Genomic DNA, 16,628 nt, shown 5'->3' with positions numbered 1-16,628 from the left:
GCGGCGATGCCGGTCGTGCCCGATGGCAAACCGGCGCAGCAGCACGATCGCCGTCAGGCACCCCATCACCGGCACTCCCAGCGCCAGCACCAGCATCCCCGCCTGCACCTCGGCCGCCTGCACCGTCCCCGGCACATAGCCGAGCGCGCCGAGCGTCCACCCGATCAGCACCGTCGATGCCGCCCCGCTCGCTTTCACCGCCACCAGATAGCCGGCGAACAGCCCGGTCTCGAACCGCCGGCCATGCCGCCACGCCACGAAATCGACCGTGTCGGCCAGCAGTCCCCAGGGCAGCATGAAGATCGCGGCAAAGCCGAAGCCGATCAGCAGCGCGCAGGCCGGCAGCATTTCGGGCCACCCCAGACAGCAGCCGAACAACACCAGCGCCGCCGCGCTGACGCCGTGCCCCATCGCGAGCAACCGGCTCTTGTCGACCCGCGCGGTCAGCGCCGTCCATGCCAGCACCCCCAGAAACTGCCCCGCCGTCATGGCAACCAGCGCCCGGCCCACCAGATCGGGGCGATCCAGCACATAAGTGGACACGTACAACAGCATCCGCCCGAACATCGGCACGGCAAAGCCAGTGACGACCGCCAGCACCGCCATGCCCAGCACCAGCCGGTCGCGCAGCGGTATCGCGATGCCATCGCCCCCCAGCGCCGCGCTCTGCCGCGGTTCGCGCGCGCCACGGCTTGTCAGGACGCACAACAGCATCGTGGCGACGAACAGCCCCCCGGCAATCGCGCCCACGATCGCCAGCCGATCGAACGCGCGCGCGCCGCCTGCATGCTGCACCAGCGGCGTCAGCACCGTGGCGACCGCCAGCGCACTCGCGGTGCTGAACAGGAACCGGTAGCCCGACACGCGCCCCCGCGCCCGGCTGTCGGTGCTGACCTGTGCCATCAGCGCATTGTGCGGCACGTCGATCAGCGCATAGGCGCCCCGGAACACCAGCAGCGCCCCGGCGAGCATCCACCCGTTATGCGCCCCCAGCGCCGGCATCGCGTAGAGCAGCGCAAAGGCAGCCCCGCACGGCGGCGCGCCGATCGCGATCAGCCAGCGATAGCCCCGCCCCAGCCGCCGAAGCCGGATGACCAGTGCGGCGGCGGCCACGTCGAACACCAGATCGCCCGCCAGCGCGAACAGCATCAACGAGCCGACTTCGCCGGGGGCGAGCCCCAGCAGGTCGGTCATCAGGAACAGGATCGTCAGATCGGCGCCGGCAAAGACCAGTGCCTTGCCGAAATTGCCGGACGCATAGGCGAACAGCCCCGCTTCCCGCCGCGCGGTCGCTCGGCCCGATCGATGCAACACCACTGTCCACGCGCCACGATAGCGGCAGCAGCGCGCGGCCACCGCCTTCAATCGGCGCGGTTAGACCGGCATCTTTGCAATCGTGCGACAGTCGGGGCGCCCTTCACCGGGCGCCCCGCGCCTCCCTCACCCGTGGGTCGGGTCGATCAGGTACTTCTCGCCCGTCGCCTTGCGCTCATATCCGCGCAGCACATCGGGCTCCAGCGCCTCTGCCAGCCCGATCGTGCTGGTGTAGCGGCTGGCAAAGGTGGTCTTCAGCTCCGCCAGCACGCGCTGGCGCATCCGCCCGGCGGTCTCCGCGCCGGCGCGCTGGAGGAACGGCGTCAGCAACCACCCGGACACGCTCCACTGGAAACCGAACGCCAGCCGGTTGAGCGTCGTCGGCGCAAGATCGAGCGCGCCATAGATGTACAGCTGCTTGAACGTATTCGATCCATAGCGGCTGTATTCGGCCATGCTGCGGCTTGCGGCCTGCTCCATCGCCTGCAGGATGTCGCTGCCCAGCGTGCCGCCGCCGATCGCATCGAACGCGATCGTCGCGCCCGTCGCCTCCACTGCATCGACCAGCTTGGCCCGGAAGTCCGCATCGCGGCTGTTGACGACATGGGTGGCGCCGATCCCGGTCAGGATCGCGGCCTGCTCGTCGGACCGCACGATGTTCACCAGCGGAATGCCATCGGCCAGGCAGATCTTCTGGAGCATCTGCCCCAGGTTCGATGCCGCCGCCGTGTGGACGATCGCCTTGTGCCCCTCGCGCTTCGCGGTCTCGACAAAGCCGAGCGCGGTCAGCGGGTTGACGAACATCGACGCGCCATCCGCCGCGCTCGCGCCCTCGGGCAGCGGCACGACGTCGCGCGCCTTTAGCTTGCGGTAATCGGCGTACATCGCGCCGCCGATCATGCCGACCAGCTTGCCCTCCAGCGCCTTGGCCGCCGCGCCCGCCGCGACCACGGTGCCCGCGCCTTCATTGCCCACCGGCAGCGACTGCCCCAGCCGGGCCTTCACCGCACCCAGACGGTTCGGTGCGATGTCGAAGGTCACGCTGGGATGCCCGCCCTGTTCGCCCGTGCGTAGCGAGGCGATGTCGGCGGGGCCGAGCAGCAGCCCCAGGTCGCTGGGGTTGATCGGCGCCGCCTGGACCCGCACGATCACTTCGTCATCGGCAGGTGCCTCCAGCACCACTTCTTCGAGGCTCAGCACCAGCGTGCCATCCTCGCGCGCAGTCGAACGCAGCTCGCGGCCGGTAAACGTCATCCTCGCCTCCATCTCTGTTCGTTGATGCCGGGATGACCGGCACGTTGCGGCCGGTCAATCCCCGACGCTCAGGCCGGTTCCGCCGCGATCTGGCGGAGCGCCTGCTCGAATGCCTCGGGCGGCTGGCCGCCGGAGATCAGGTATTTGCCGTTGACGATCACCGCCGGCACCGAGCTTATCCCGCGCGACTGCCACAGCGCCTCGTCGCGGCGCACGTCTTCGGCAAAGTCGCCCTTCTCCAGCACGCTCCGCGCAGCCGCGCCGTCCAGCCCGGCCGTCTCCGCCGCCGCGACCAACACATCGGCATCGCCGGGATTCTGCCCGCGCGTGAAATAGGCCTCGAACAGCGCGTGCTTAAGCGCCGCCTGCCGCCCCTGCTCGCCCGCCCAGTGGAGCAGGCGATGCGCGTCGAACGTGTTGTAGATGCGGCTCTCGTCGGTCATCGCCATGGTGAAGCCCACCGACGCGGCCCGCTCCCGGATCATCGCGCGCGTCTCTGCCGACTGCGCGGGTGTCGAGCCATATTTCTCGCCGATATGCTCGACGATATTCTGCCCCTCGGGCGGCATCGCGGGGTTCAGCTCGAACGGGTGAAAACGGATATCGGCGGTCACGGCGTCGCTGGCACGATCCAGCGCCTCCTCCAGCCCGCGCAGGCCGATGATGCACCAGGGGCACGAGACGTCGGATATGAAATCAATGGTCAGCGGCGTTGCCATGCGGGGACTCCTTCGGCTCCCCAGATAGGGTCGCCACCCGCCGATGGAACCCCGCCCCTAGCGAATCCGCGTCGTCGCATAGGGGGTGCCGTCGCGGTGGAAATAGCCGTCGGGGCCGAAGCGCATGTCCAGATCGGGATAGTCGCCGGTGCCGCGCGGGCCGGCGCCGATCGCGATGAAGACGCAGTCGGCGTCCGACCGGTTCTGAAGGTGGTGGCCGTTGGCCACACCCTTGGGAAAGCTGGCGCAATCGCCCGCGCGCAGCACCGTCTCGCCGCCGTCCTCCACCAGCACCGCCTCGCCCGCCAGCATCACGACGAACTCGTCCTCGTCCGCATGCCAGTGCCGCTGCGAAGACCAGGCGCCGGGACGCAGCGTGACATGGCTGACCCCCATCTCGGTCAGGCCCGATGCGGGGGCGAGCCGGCGATACCAGCGCCCCGCGACGGCCGCGTCGAACGGTGCCGGATAGCCGGTCGCATTCGTCTGCGGGATTGTATCGAGATCGAGCTTGGGCAATGCCACCTCCAGCGAAAGTGGAGACCATCTTGCCCGACGTCGTTGAACTAACCAAGGCGCTGATCGCCGCCGAAAGTGTCACGCCTGCACGCGGCGCCGTGTTCGACGTGCTCGAAGCCGCGCTGGTGCCGCTGGGCTTCGCGGTCGAGCGCTTTGTGGAGGGCGAGGCGCCCGATGGGCCGGTGGAGAATCTGCTCGCGGTGCGCGGCGACAGCGGGCCGCACTTCGCCTTTGCCGGGCATCTCGACGTGGTGCCGCCGGGCAGCGGCTGGACCGCCGACGCCTTTGTCCCGCACGTGCGCGGCGACCTGCTCTACGGGCGCGGCGCCGTGGACATGAAGGGCGCGATCGCCGCCTTCGTCGCCGCCGCCGCGCGCGTGCCGGCGCAGGGCATCGTGAGCCTGCTCATCACCGGCGACGAGGAAGGCCCCGCCACCTATGGCACGCCCCGGCTGATCGAACGGATGGCCGAGCGTGGCGTGCGGCCCGATCTGTGCCTGGTCGGCGAGCCCACCTCCGCGCAGCGGCTGGGCGACACGATCAAGATCGGGCGGCGTGGGTCGACAGTGCTGTGGATCGACGTGCCGGGCAAGCAGGGCCATGTCGGCTATCCCCACCTCGCCGACAATCCGATCCCCCGGCTGGTGGCGGCACTGGCCGAGATCGATGCGATCACGCTCGACACCGGTAACGACTGGTTCCAGGCGTCGAACATCGAAATCATCGACATCACCACCGGCAATCCGACGACCAACGTGATTCCGGGCATGGTCAGCGCCCGGATCAGCATCCGCTTCAACGACATGCAGCGCGGGCCCGCGCTGATCGCGCGGATCGAGGAGATCGTGCTGCGCCACGCCCCCGGTGCGCAGGTGCGCGGCACCGTGTTCGGCGAGGCATTCCTGACCGAACCCGGCGCCTTGTCCACGCTGGTCGCCGGAGCCATCCAGACCGTGCTGGGCGTCACCCCCGAACTGTCCACCACCGGCGGCACGTCGGACGCGCGCTTTCTGGTGAAGCTGTGCCCCGTGGTCGAATTCGGCCTGCTCAACGCGACGATGCACAAGCTGGACGAGGCGGTGGCGCTCGCCGACCTTACCGCCCTTGCCGACGTCTATGCCGAAGTGCTCCGGCGGGCGCTGCTTTAGCCCGCAATCCGCCGGGGCGCGATGCGGTGCGCCCAATCGAGGAAAGCCTGTTCGGGCATCGGCGTCGCCACGGCATAGCCTTGCAACACGTCGCAGCCGATGACCCGCAGCACGGCGGCCTGCGCCTCGCTCTCGATCCCCTCGGCCACAGCCTCGCAGCCCAGGCCGTGGACCAGCCCGATCACTGCCTGGGCGATCGTGCGCGCCTCGGGCTGGTCGGCGACATGCTCGATCAGGCTGCGGTCCAGCTTGACGCGATCGATCGGCAGCCGGCGCAGGCGCTTCAGGTTGGAATAGCCGGTGCCAAAATCGTCGATCGCCACGCTGGCGCCGTCGGCACGCAGCATCGAAATCGCCTCGATCACTTCCTCGGAGCAATGCATCGCCAGCGTCTCGCTGATTTCCAGTTCGAGCAGCGTCGCCGGCGCCCGCGCGGCCAGCATCGCATCGCGCAGCCGGCGGAAGAAGCTGGCATGGTCGATCTGGCGCGGGCTGATGTTCACCGCCAGCCGCTGCTGCACGCCCATCCGGCCCCAGCGCGAGATCGTCTCGGCGACGTTGCTGACCACCCATTCGCCGATCTCGACGATCAGCCCGGTTTCCTCGGCGCGCTGGATGAACGCGCCGGGCATCTTGATCCCATCGGGGTGCCGCCAGCGCAGCAGCGCCTCCGCACCCACGATCCGCCCGTCGGCCGCGCTCACCTGGGGCTGGAACACCAGCATGAATTCGTTCCTGTCCACTGCCTCGCGCAGATCGCTCTCCAGCCGCGCCCGTGCCGCGATCTCCGCCGCCAGCGTGTCGGAGAAATGCTCGGTGCGCCCACGCCCCATCGCCTTGGCATGGTACATCGCGGCGTCGGCGGCCCGCATCAGATCGTGCAGCGTGGTGCCATGATCGGGGCACAGCGCGATGCCGATCGACGCGCCGATCGCGATCTCCTGGTCGGCCATGTCGAAGGGCTCGGACAGCGCATAGACGATCCCCCGCCCGACGCGCTCGGCATCGCGCGGATCGGGCAGCTGCGGAAAGAACATCGTGAACTCGTCGCCCGCCAGCCGGCCGATCAGCGGTCCCCGCGTCTCGCCCAGCCCGCTGAAGCGGTCCGCCACGGCGCGCAGCCGATTGGCGACCATCGCCAGCAAGGCGTCGCCGGCGACATGGCCCAGCGTGTCGTTGACCGCCTTGAACCGATCGAGGTCGATGAAATACAGCGCCGCCTGCGATCCCGGCGCCATTTCCGCCAGCAGCCGCTCGGCGGTGCGCCGGAAATGGGTCCGGTTGGGCAACCCCGTCACCGGATCGAACATCGCCAGCCGCTGCACATTCTCCAGGTTGGCGTGCAGCTGGTGGAACAGCCCGTCCATCGCCTCGGCCAGCGGGGGCACGCATTCGCGCACCTGATCGGGAATCTCGCTTTCCAGGTCGCCATTGGCGGCGCGCGCCAGCCGGGCGATGGCCGCGTCGATCGCTTCCGCCGTAGAGGCGACGGTGCGCTCCGCCGAAGCCCAGCACATCGCCGCACAGACGATCGCGGCGATCAGTGCGCGTCCCGCCGACTCGACCGTGACCTCGCTCGGAGTCGCGGCCGCCAGTGCGAGAATGAACGCCACCGCGCCTGCGCACATCGCAAATGCGATCGCGCGACTCTTTAGCGAGAAGCCTTCCACCGTTTGTGCGCCCGATCCCTCAACTATCGAGCGCCGCCCCGCTCGAACTTCGCGGGGATCATGCAGCCGCAGAAGTTAAAATTCCTATGACCGTCCGGGCTGCGGACGGCGCAGGACAATATAGAGCGCCCCGGTGCCGCCATGGCGCGGATGCGCGCCGCGCACGGCGGCGATCCGATCCGCGTGCCGCGACGATCCCAGCCAGTCGCCGATCGCCGCCCGTATCGCGCCGCGCGCATGCGGACGTTCGGATTCGGGGCGCGGCGGCTTGCCCGTCACCAGCAACAACACCCGGTCGCCGCGCCGGATCGCCTGGTCCAGCCCATGGTCGAGCCGGTCATAGGCCGACGCCAGATTGTGGCCGTGCAAGTCTATCGAACTTTCGGGTGCGACCAGCCCGCGCGACAGCCGGCGGTCCCACGACCCATCCAGCGTGTTCGCACTCGGGCGCGGCGCCGGCGCGGGCCGCGAGTCGCGCAAGGGCGGCACCCGCCCCTTCACCTTCGGCGCGGCGGGCGGTGCGGGGGGAACGCTTGCCGCAACCGGCGGCATCGGCGGTGCGGGCGGCGCCACGGCAGGCCGCATCGGCGTGACCGTGGCGATCACCCGTTTCCACAGCGCCGCTTCCTCGGGCGCCAGGCGACGCCCGCGCCCGGTCACGGCGTCGGTACAGGGGGCTGGAGCCGCGCCAGCGCGCCCTTGGGCAGCAGCAGCCACGCCGTGCCGCGCGCCGACATGCCCCCGGCGGTCGCGCGCGCATCGTCGCCCGCACCCCAGAAGGTATCGAAGCGGTTCGGCCCCTTGATCGCGCCGCCGGTATCCTGCGCGACCCACAGCCCGCTGGCGTCGGTGCGGTCCATCGACAGGAATGCCGGCGCGCCCAGCGGCACGAACTTGGGATCGACGGCGGCGCTCACCGCGCCCGTTACCGGCAGCCCCATCGCCCCCAGCGGACCGGCGCCGGTCAGTTCCTTGAAGAAGATGAAGCTCTTGTTCTCGCGCATGATCGCGCGGCCTTCCTCGGGATGCGCGCGCAGATAGGCCATGATGCCCTGCATCGATGCCTGTCCGGCGGCGAGCAGCCCGCGGTCGCGCATCAGCTTGCCGATGCCGGTATAGTCACGCCCGTTCTGCCCGGCATAGCCGATCCGCATCACCCCGCCATCGGGCAGGCGCAGCCGCCCCGAACCCTGAACCTGGAGGAAGAAGATCTCGACCGGATCGGCGGCCCAGCCGATCACCGGCGCGCGTTCGTTCAATGCGCCGTCCTCGATCTGCGCGCGATCGAAATAGGGGACGAATGCCTTGCCCTGCACGCGCCCACGAATCCGCTTGCCCTTCAGGCCTTCGGAAAACAGGCCGAGATCGACTTCGATCAGGTCGCTCGGCGGGCCATAGATCGGGACGTCATAGCCCGGTTGCCGCTCGCGCGCGCCGTGGATCTCGGGCTCGTAATAGCCGGTGGCAAACGCCTTGCCGTCGGCGATCTGGACCGTTTCGAAATAGCGCTGGAAAAACGCAGTCGCATCCCGCGCTGGCCATGCCTGTGCCGCCTGGCAGCTTTCGGCCCAGTCGGCGCCCTGCGTCAGCCCGGTGCTGTCGGTGCGGCGCTGGAGCGCGGTGCAGCTCAGGCGATAGGCGGCAAGGCCCCGCTCGGCGCCTGCGGCAGTGATCGGCAGCGCGTCGACCGGCGGCCCGGCGATCACGCCCGCCTGCGCGGCGGCGGTGGCCCCGGCGGGCGCTGGCGGCGCGACGACGGGGGCCAGCGGAATGGCCGGAGTCGGCTGGCGGACGGCAGGCTGGTTGATGGTGGAGGGACGGCGGACCGGCTCGGGCCCGGCCCTTGGCGGCGTCACACCACTGGCGCACGCGCCCAACAGCGCCGCAAGCGCGACTGCCCCCCATCCGCGCATCGCCATTCGTCCCTCTACATTATGCTTCGTCGGTTTCGACCAGCTTCCAGTTGGGATCGTCACTGCGCAGTTTGCGCGCAAAGGTCCAGACGTCATGCGTCTCGACGGCGTCGGTCATCGAACCGGCGACGACGGTGCCGTCCTGGTCGCGCGTCACCGCCGCAATGTCGGCGTCGAAGCGCACGGTCACGCGGGCCAGCTTGCCCTCCAGCGAGACGTCGGAGATGATGGCGCGCTCGATCGCGACCAGCCGGTTCTCCAGCACATGGCCCGATTCCTTGCGCGCGGCGATGGCGGCGGCGAACGCCCCGCGCACATCGTCCTCGGCCAGCCAGGCCAGCGTTTCCTCATCGCCCTTCCAAAAGGCTTCCAGGATCATGCGATAGGCCGATTTGGCGCCATCGACGAACTGCGCCACGTCGAAACTCGAATCGGCGGCGACCAGCGCGCGCAGACCCGGCTCGGCGGCGGGATCGACTGCGCGATTGGCGGTCTCGCGCACTTCGGGCGTCACATCGATGGTGCGCGGCATCGGCGGCGCGCCGACGCGCTCCTCCGCCGGCTTGGGCAGGGGCTGCTCATGGCCGGTCCGCTTGCCGAGAACCGAATAGAGCCTGAGCGCCAGAAACCCGGCAACCATCGCAAAGAGAATGAGGTAGAACACTGAGCCTCCAACGCCTCGTCATCCCCGTACATAGGGCTTATCGGGCCATGATTCAAATAGGGGTAGACCGCACAATTGAACTGGCGCCCACCGCCTGCTAACCGGCCGACCGAACAACGCGCCCCGGCGCAAAACTTTCCGACAGATAAGGGATGCTTTGATGGAAGAGAACGAAACGCTCGGCGTACCGGCAGCCAATGGCGCGGATTCCGCTCCTGCCGTGGGCGTGCTTTCGCAATATGTGAAGGACCTGTCGTTCGAAAACCCGAACGCGCCCGGCATCTATCAGTCGCAGACCGCGCCCGCCATCGACGTCCAGTTCAACATCGGGTCGGGCCAGGTCGGCGAGGACGTGTACGAAGTCGTCCTGAAGATCGAAGTGCGCGCCCAGGCCGAGACGCAGACCGCGTTCCTCGTCGACCTGAGCTACGCCGGCCTGTTCGCGCTCCGCAACGTGCCCGCAGAGCATCTCGACGCCTTCCTGCTCGGCGAAGCGCCGCGCATCCTGTTCCCCTTCGCCCGCCGCGTGCTGGCCGACGCCGTGCGCGACGGCGGCTTCCCGCCGCTGCTGCTCGAGCCGATCGACTTCGGCGGCATCTATATGCAGCAGCGTGAGCAGGGGAATATCGAACAGGCCGCCGGCAACGCCTGATCTGCCCTTCGGGACAATAGGGACAGGCGGATGAAACTGGTGCGCAGCCTCGGCTCGGTGGGGGGCCTTACCCTCGCCAGCCGCGTGCTCGCGCTGGTCCGCGATTCGCTCCAGGCGCGCTATGTCGGCGCGAATTTCGCGTCGGACGCCTTTCTCGTCGCGTTCCGCCTGCCCAACATGTTCCGCGCCTTCTTTGCCGAAGGCGCGTTCGCATCGGCGTTCATCCCGATGTTCAACCGCAAGCTGGCCGAGGAAGGCGGCAATACCGCCGCCTACGACTTTGCCGAGCGCACGCTGGCGGTGCTGTTCGCTTTCCTGGCCGTGATGACCGTGGTCATGCTGGCCGCGGCGTGGCCGCTGACCACACTGCTCTCGGGCGGGTTCGCCCGCCAGCATCCGACGCCCGACCAGTTCGCCTTCGCGGTCCAGCTATCGCGGATCACCATCCCCTATCTGTTGCTGATCTGCCTCGCCTCGCTGCTGGGCGGCATCCTCAATTCGCTCGACAAATTCTGGGTCAACGCCGCCGCGCCGATCCTGCTCAACATCGCGATGGTGACCGCGCTGTTCGCCTTTCACGGCACGCCGGAACAGACCGCGCGGGCACAGGCGATCGCCGTACCGCTGGGCGGCGTGCTCCAGCTCGCATGGCTTGCGCTGGCGTGCCGCGCCTCGGGCGTGTCGCTGCGCCTGCGCCGCCCCCGGCTCGACCCCGAAGTGCGCAAGCTGATGAAGCTGATCCTCCCCGCCGCATTGGGCGCGGGCGCGGTGCAGCTCAACCTCGTCATTTCCACCGCGCTGTCGGGCTATCTGCTCGGCGAAGGCTCGATTTCGTACATCTATTATGCCGACCGGCTGAACCAGCTGCCGCTGGGGATGATCGGCATTGGCCTGGGCACCATCCTGCTCCCCACCATTTCCCGCCTGCTAGGCGCGGGCAAGGAGGCGGAGGCGATGGACACGCAGAATCGCGGCATGGAGCTGGCGCTGTTCCTCACTTTGCCCGCGATGGTCGCGCTGATCGTATCGGCCGAACCGATCGTGCGCGGGCTGTTCCAGTACGGCCATTTCACGCCCGAAGACACAGTGCGCTGCGCCTGGGCGCTGGCGGGCTTTTCGATCGGCCTGCCCTCCTATGTGCTCGTGAAGGTGCTGACGCCCGGCTATTACGCGCGGCAGGATACCAAGACGCCGGTGCGGTTCGCGATGATCGCCGTGGCGGTGAACATCGCCGCCAATCTCGCGCTGATCCCGCTGATCGGCCATGTCGGCCCGCCACTGGCGACCGCGCTGTCCTCCACGGTCAACATCTGGCTGCTGTACCGCACGCTGGTCGCGCGCGGGCATTTCGCGATTGATGCGCAGCTACGCCGCCGCCTGCCCCGCCTCGCGCTGGCCGCCGTGCTGATGGGGCTGGCGCTGTTCGCGTGCGATCGGCTGCTCGATCCGTGGCTCAACGGGCATATCTGGCAACGCTATCTGGCACTGGTGGCGCTGGTGAGCGGGGGTGGCGCCGTTTATGCCATCGCCTGTTTCGCGACTCGCGCCTTCCGCCTGTCCGACCTCAAGGCGCTGGTCCGCCGCCGCCGCGCCTGAAGCCCTTTCCCCCGGCTCCGCCCCCCGCTACAGCCCCCGCGTCCCGGACCTTCGCATTGCGGCGGCGCCCCCGCAGTTCGGGACCCACGGCCTGTCCAACGGCCGCACGGTCACCCGGGCGCGGAGTAATTTCATGCGCGTCATCTCCGGCATCCAGACCACCGGCAATCTTCACCTCGGCAATTATCTGGGCGCCATCAAGCAATGGGTCGCGATGCAGAACGCCAGCGAGGAAAATGGCGGCGACTGCTTGTTCTTCCTCGCCGATCTCCACGCGCTGACCGGCACCATCAGCCCGGCCGAGCTCGCCAATTCGACGATCGAGATGGCGGCGACGCTGCTCGCGGCGGGTATCGATGATCGCGCGATCCTGTTCAACCAGGCGCGCGTCCCCGCCCATGCCGAGCTGTGCTGGATCCTTCAGGGCACGGCGCGGATGGGCTGGCTCAACCGCATGACCCAGTGGAAGGACAAGGCGGGCAAGAACCGCGACGGCGCCAGCGTCGGGCTGTTCACTTATCCGGTGCTCCAGGCGGCGGACATCCTGGTCTATCAGGCCACGCATGTCCCGGTGGGCGAGGACCAGAAACAGCATCTGGAGCTGACCCGCGACATCGCCGCCAAGTTCAACACCGATTTCGGCGTCGAGCTGTTCCCCCTGCCCGAGCCGCTGATCTCGAAGGCGGCGCCGCGAATCATGTCGCTGCGCGACGGCAGTGCCAAGATGTCGAAGTCCGATCCGTCGGACCTCAGCCGAATCAACCTGATCGACGACGACGCCACCATCGCCGCCAAGTTCCGCAAGGCCAAGACGGATGCCGAGCCGCTGCCCGATTCGTTCGACGCGCTGGCAGAGCGGCCCGAGGCGAAGAACCTCGTCACGATCTTTGCCGCGCTGGCGGATCGCGATCCGCAATCGGTGGTCGCCGAGTTTGCGGGCCAGGGTTTCGGCGCGTTCAAGCCGGCGCTCGCCGATCTGGCGGTGTCGGTGCTGGGGCCGATTCGCGAACGGCTGACCCGGCTGCTCGACGACCGCGCCGAAGTCGGCGCGCATCTCGCGCGCGGCGCCGAACGGGCCAGCGCGCTGGCGGCGCCGACGCTGCTGGCGGCGAAGCAGGCGGTCGGGCTTCAGGTCTGATCGCCCCAGCCCCGCATACGAAAAGCCCCCCGGAGCCATCGCTCCGGGGGGCTTTTTCTTGGCCCTGTGGGAGTGCGTCGCGCCTCAGCCCTCGAGCGAGCGCATCAGCGAGCGCACCGCGCCGTCGATTTCAACATCCTTGCCGCGCAGGTCTTCGATCCGGCGGACCGCATGGATCACGGTCGAATGGTCGCGCCCGCCGAACTTGCGTCCGATCTCAGGCAGCGAGCGCGTGGTCAGGCGCTTGGCGAGATACATCGCGATCTGGCGCGGGCGCGCGATCGCCACGGCGCGGCGTTCGGAGATCAGGTCGATCTGCTTGACCTCGAAATGCGTCGACACCGCGCGCTGGATCTCGTCGATCGTGATGCGGCGCTGCGTCGCGCGCAGCACTTCACCCAGCGTCGTCGTGGCGAAATCGATCGTGATCGCTTCGTTCGACAGGTTCGCATAGGCGAGCAGGCGATTGAACGCGCCTTCCAACTCGCGGACGTTCGACGTGATTCGCGCCGCCAGCAGGTCGATCACTTCCTCGGGCATCTCGACGGCCGGCATCTCGCTCAGCTTGCGCACGATGATCGCGCGGCGCAGCTCCAGCTCGGCGGGACGGATATCCGCGACCAGCCCCGAACCGAGCCGACCGGCCAGACGCGATTCGAACCCTTCGAGCGCCTGGGGCGCGCGATCGGCGGCGACCACTAGCCGCTTGCCCGACGACATGAACTCGTTGACCGTGTGGAAGAATTCTTCCTGGGTCGCGTCCTTGCCGCCGATGAACTGGAGATCGTCGATCATCAGCAGGTCGACCGAGCGCAGCCGGGTCTTGAACGCGTGCGTATCGCGGTTGCGCAGCGCCTGGACGAATTCGAACATGAAGCGCTCGGCGGTGACGTAGATCGCCGTCGCGCCCGGATTGGCAGCGAGAAACGCCTGGCCGATCGCGTGCATCAGGTGCGTCTTGCCCTGGCCGGTGCCGGCATGGAGATACAGCGGGCTGAAGCGCGGGGTGCCCGGCTCGGCCACCGCCATCGCCGCGTTGAACGCGACTCGATTGGTCGGTGCAGTCACGAATCGATCGAAGCTGAAGCGCTGGTCGAACGCCGGACGCTCGGCAGCGGGCGCGGCGACCGGTGCGGCCTCGACATCCGCCGTCAGCACGCGCGCCGGCTCTTCGGCGAGCGTCTCCAGCGTGACGCTCTCGACTGCCGGCAGCACGCTGCGGAATTCGAGCAGAAGCCGCTCCGAATAATGGTTGCGCACCCACTGGGTCATGAACGCCGACGGCAGGCCCAGGCGGACGCATTCGTCGGTCGAACCCTCGATCAGCACCACAGGCTTCAGCCACTGGTCAAACAGGCGCTGGCCTGCCGAACGCCGCAGGTTGCCCCGCACATGCGCCCAGGCCTTGGCTACCGCATCCAGATTCTTCCGGTCCAAGGTCTGCACCTGATTCACGACGACACACTTCTCCCTCGCGGGAAACCACAGTTTCCCGCCCACACGTTCGTTCAAACCAACTGACCCCACGCCACTCGGAAACGCCCCCGGGGATGGCACATGGGCTATGCTAATGCCCGGCGGCGAAAGCGGCCGGGAGGTTCGTTGTAGGAACCAGAATCCGAGTCGATCAAGTCCGCTGCACGTAAAGAATCTGAAATAGTTTGATTGACTCGCCCTAACCCGCGCAAATCCGTGGTTTCCGAGTTTCAGTCGTTATATTTCAGATACTTAGTGAGTTTCAGGCCAGAACAGGGAATCCGACTCGTGGTTTTCCGGGGCATTGGCGCGGATAGCTGCGACGTCGCGAAATTGTCATCGCGGTGAAACGCAGAAAGCCCCGCCGGATCACATCCGACGGGGCGAAGTCTTGCGCTAAAACGGGTTTAGGCGAGCGCGACCAGACGCTTGGTCAGGCGCGAGAACTTCCGCGACGCAGTGTTCTTGTGCAGGACGCCCTTGGCGACGCCGCGTGCCAGCTCCGGCTGCACAGCGGCCAGAGCGGCGCTTGCAGCGGCCTTGTCGCCGGCTTCCAGGGCCGATTCGGCCTTCTTCACGAAGGTACGGATGCGGCTGACGCGTGCACCGTTGATCTCCGCGCGGCGGTCGTTCCGCCGGATACGCTTCTTCGCTTGAGGCGTATTCGCCATGCCGTATCGTTCCTGCTCAATAATTGGGAGGGGCGAAAGCAAGCGCCGACGCCCGGAAAGAGGGGCCCCTTAGCGGCTGGTGCGATTCGGGTCAACCATTTCCGCCCTTTGAACCTGCTTGGAAATGCGCCGTTGCGCATTTCGCGGCACCAGCCCTGAAATCCTCTCTTTCGCGGATTTCCAAACGGCCCATCACTTCTGACAGCGCGGACACCAGAATGTCGAACGCCCGCCGTCCACGCGCCGCTCGACCAGCCCGCCGCATTCGCACGGCTCGCCCTCGCGGCCATAGACGCGCCAGTCCTTGGCGAAATAGCCCAGTTGCCCGTCGGGCCGGGCATAATCACGCAGCGTCGATCCGCCCGCCAGAATCGCCGCCTCCAGCACGTCGCGCACCGCCACGACCAGCCTGGCCAGCCGCGCCTTGCTGATCGTCCCCGCCGCGCGAGTCGGAGCGATTCGCGACAGGTACAGCGCCTCGCACACATAGATATTGCCCAGCCCCGCGACGATGCGCTGGTCGAGCAGCAATGCCTTGATCGGGGCGACTCGCCCCTCGAACGCCGCCGCCAGATGCGCGGCGGTGAAATCGGGCCCCAGCGGCTCGGGGCCCAGCGCGGCAAAGGCCGGCCATGCAGCCAGAGCGGCGGTGGGCACCAGATCGAGCGAGCCGAATCGCCGCGCGTCGTTCAGCGCCAGCCGGTGCTGGTCGGTCTCGATCACGACATGGTCGTGCTTGCCGAGTTCCTCGGGATCGATTCGCCACCGCCCCGACATGCCCAGATGGAACACCAGCGTGTCGCCGCGATCGGTATCGATCAGGCCATATTTGGCGCGGCGCCCCATGCCGGTGACGCGCGCGCCGGTCAGCCGCTGGCCCAGGTCCTCCGGGAACGGCCGCCGCAGGTCGCCGCGCCGCAGCGTCACGCGCCGGATCACCTGCCCCTCCAGCACAGGGGCAAGGCCGCGGACCGTGGTTTCGACTTCGGGGAGTTCGGGCATGCCAACCCCCTAGCCGTGCTCCGCGCCCCCCGCTAGAGCAGCCCGATGCCCGACACAGTATCCTTTGGCTATCAAGAGGTAGCCCCGGACGAGAAGACCCGCCGAGTCGGAGAGGTTTTCTCCAACGTCGCTTCGCGATACGACCTGATGAATGACGCCATGTCCGGCGGGCTTCATCGCGTGTGGAAGGACCTGTTCGTCCGCCGGGTAAAGCCGCGCGCGGGCGAGCATATCCTCGACATGGCCGGCGGCACCGGCGACATCGCATTCCGCATGTCCCCGTCGGGAGCGTCGATCACCGTCGCCGACATCAATCCCCAGATGCTCGAAGTGGGCATGGAACGCGCCGCCAAGCGCGGGATCGACGGGATGGTGTGGACCGAGGCCAACGCCGAGACGCTGCAATTCCCCGATCGCTTCTTCGATGCCTATACCATCGCGTTCGGCATCCGGAACGTGACCGACATTCCCAAGGCGCTGCGGGAGGCGCACCGCGTGCTGAAGCGCGGCGGGCGGCTGTATGTGCTGGAGTTTTCCACCACCACCTGGCCCGGCTTCGCTCAGGCTTATGACGCCTATTCGCACCGGCTGGTGCCTAAGCTGGGCAAGCTGCTGGCGAATGACGAGGACAGCTATCGCTATCTCATCGAATCGATCCGCCGCTTCCCCGACATGCCGAAGTTCGAGGGCATGATCCGCGATGCCGGCTTCGCCCAGACCAAGGTCGAGCCGTTGCTCGGCGGACTCGTCGCGATTCATTCGGGCTGGAAGATTTGATGCGAGACTCCGTTCGATCCTCCCCGGCACGGGGAGGGGGACCGCGCGCGCCAGCGCGTGGTGGAGGGGGATCGCCCCATCGGACTCGCGCGGGGATAGCCCCCTCCACCAAGCC

15 protein-coding genes and 1 pseudogene are annotated in these 16,628 nt (G+C 68.1%); 5 read left to right on the top strand and 11 right to left on the bottom strand.

Annotated elements, in window-relative coordinates:
- Nucleotides 1-33: 33 nt before the first annotated feature.
- The 4 genes and pseudogenes from ACG3SL_RS03475 to ACG3SL_RS03460 form a co-directional block, all read right to left on the bottom strand.
- Nucleotides 34-1,314: pseudogene (locus ACG3SL_RS03475) on the bottom strand (MFS transporter); the annotation flags it as partial.
- Between the two features lie 126 nt (nt 1,315-1,440).
- Entirely contained in the window at nt 1,441-2,568 is a 1,128-nt protein-coding gene (locus ACG3SL_RS03470; protein ID WP_448663751.1) for an NADH oxidase, read from the bottom strand.
- Between the two features lie 68 nt (nt 2,569-2,636).
- Nucleotides 2,637-3,287 carry a DsbA family oxidoreductase gene (locus ACG3SL_RS03465; protein ID WP_448663750.1) on the bottom strand — a complete coding sequence of 217 codons (651 nt, stop codon included), beginning with the start codon at nt 3,285-3,287 and terminating at the stop codon, nt 2,637-2,639.
- A 57-nt stretch (nt 3,288-3,344) separates the two neighbouring features.
- A complete protein-coding gene (locus ACG3SL_RS03460) occupies nt 3,345-3,806 on the bottom strand; it encodes a cupin domain-containing protein (protein WP_448663749.1) in 462 nt (153 codons plus the stop codon).
- On the opposite strand from ACG3SL_RS03460, the gene dapE reads away from it, so the two are divergent.
- The gene (gene dapE / locus ACG3SL_RS03455; protein ID WP_448663748.1) at nt 3,806-4,954 is read left to right on the top strand and encodes a succinyl-diaminopimelate desuccinylase; all 1,149 of its coding nucleotides are present in this window, start codon (nt 3,806-3,808) and stop codon (nt 4,952-4,954) included. The two genes, ACG3SL_RS03460 and dapE, sit on opposite strands and share 1 nt — an antisense overlap.
- Here dapE and ACG3SL_RS03450 read toward each other — a convergent pair.
- The 4 genes from ACG3SL_RS03450 to ACG3SL_RS03435 all read right to left on the bottom strand — a co-directional run bounded on the left by ACG3SL_RS03450 (nt 4,951) and on the right by ACG3SL_RS03435 (nt 9,201).
- A complete protein-coding gene (locus ACG3SL_RS03450; protein WP_448663747.1) occupies nt 4,951-6,624 on the bottom strand; it encodes a putative bifunctional diguanylate cyclase/phosphodiesterase in 1,674 nt (557 codons plus the stop codon). The genes dapE and ACG3SL_RS03450 overlap by 4 nt on opposite strands.
- A gap of 84 nt (nt 6,625-6,708) precedes the next feature.
- Complete coding sequence (locus ACG3SL_RS03445) at nt 6,709-7,284, bottom strand: Smr/MutS family protein (protein WP_448663746.1); 576 nt, start codon at nt 7,282-7,284, stop codon at nt 6,709-6,711.
- Entirely contained in the window at nt 7,281-8,543 is a 1,263-nt protein-coding gene (mltA, locus tag ACG3SL_RS03440) for a murein transglycosylase A (protein ID WP_448663745.1), read from the bottom strand. Before mltA ends, ACG3SL_RS03445 begins: the two co-directional genes overlap by 4 nt.
- Nucleotides 8,544-8,556: 13 nt before the next feature.
- On the bottom strand, nt 8,557-9,201 hold the full coding sequence (locus tag ACG3SL_RS03435; protein WP_448663744.1) for a Tim44/TimA family putative adaptor protein: 645 nt from the start codon (nt 9,199-9,201) through the stop codon (nt 8,557-8,559).
- A gap of 160 nt (nt 9,202-9,361) precedes the next feature.
- On the opposite strand from ACG3SL_RS03435, the gene secB reads away from it, so the two are divergent.
- From secB to trpS, 3 genes are all read left to right on the top strand, one after another.
- Nucleotides 9,362-9,853, top strand: coding sequence for a protein-export chaperone SecB (gene secB, locus ACG3SL_RS03430; protein ID WP_448663743.1), 492 nt, complete (start codon nt 9,362-9,364; stop codon nt 9,851-9,853).
- 30 nt (nt 9,854-9,883) lie between these two features.
- Nucleotides 9,884-11,449 (top strand): murein biosynthesis integral membrane protein MurJ, encoded by a 1,566-nt coding sequence (murJ, locus tag ACG3SL_RS03425; RefSeq protein ID WP_448663742.1) that lies wholly within the window; start codon nt 9,884-9,886, stop codon nt 11,447-11,449.
- A gap of 133 nt (nt 11,450-11,582) precedes the next feature.
- Nucleotides 11,583-12,587, top strand: coding sequence for a tryptophan--tRNA ligase (gene trpS / locus ACG3SL_RS03420; protein WP_448663741.1), 1,005 nt, complete (start codon nt 11,583-11,585; stop codon nt 12,585-12,587).
- 84 nt (nt 12,588-12,671) lie between these two features.
- Here trpS and dnaA read toward each other — a convergent pair whose 3' ends face one another.
- From dnaA to mutM, 3 genes are all read right to left on the bottom strand, one after another.
- Nucleotides 12,672-14,024 carry a chromosomal replication initiator protein DnaA gene (gene dnaA / locus ACG3SL_RS03415; protein ID WP_448663739.1) on the bottom strand — a complete coding sequence of 451 codons (1,353 nt, stop codon included), beginning with the start codon at nt 14,022-14,024 and terminating at the stop codon, nt 12,672-12,674.
- Nucleotides 14,025-14,470: 446 nt separating this feature from the next.
- The gene (rpsT, locus tag ACG3SL_RS03410) at nt 14,471-14,734 is read right to left on the bottom strand and encodes a 30S ribosomal protein S20 (protein ID WP_448663738.1); all 264 of its coding nucleotides are present in this window, start codon (nt 14,732-14,734) and stop codon (nt 14,471-14,473) included.
- A 192-nt stretch (nt 14,735-14,926) separates the two neighbouring features.
- Nucleotides 14,927-15,736: a bifunctional DNA-formamidopyrimidine glycosylase/DNA-(apurinic or apyrimidinic site) lyase gene (gene mutM / locus ACG3SL_RS03405; protein ID WP_448663737.1), complete on the bottom strand. Its 810-nt coding sequence runs from the start codon at nt 15,734-15,736 to the stop codon at nt 14,927-14,929.
- A 45-nt stretch (nt 15,737-15,781) separates the two neighbouring features.
- Here mutM and ACG3SL_RS03400 point away from each other — a divergent pair, with 45 nt between their 5' ends.
- Nucleotides 15,782-16,513, top strand: a complete 732-nt coding sequence (locus ACG3SL_RS03400) for a class I SAM-dependent methyltransferase (RefSeq protein ID WP_448663736.1) — start codon at nt 15,782-15,784, stop codon at nt 16,511-16,513.
- Nucleotides 16,514-16,628 lie beyond the last annotated feature (115 nt).

This window comes from Sphingomonas degradans (assembly GCF_053502645.1).
The sequence above is the reverse complement of the archived record's forward strand: the minus strand, read 5'-3'. Positions and strand labels throughout refer to the sequence as shown.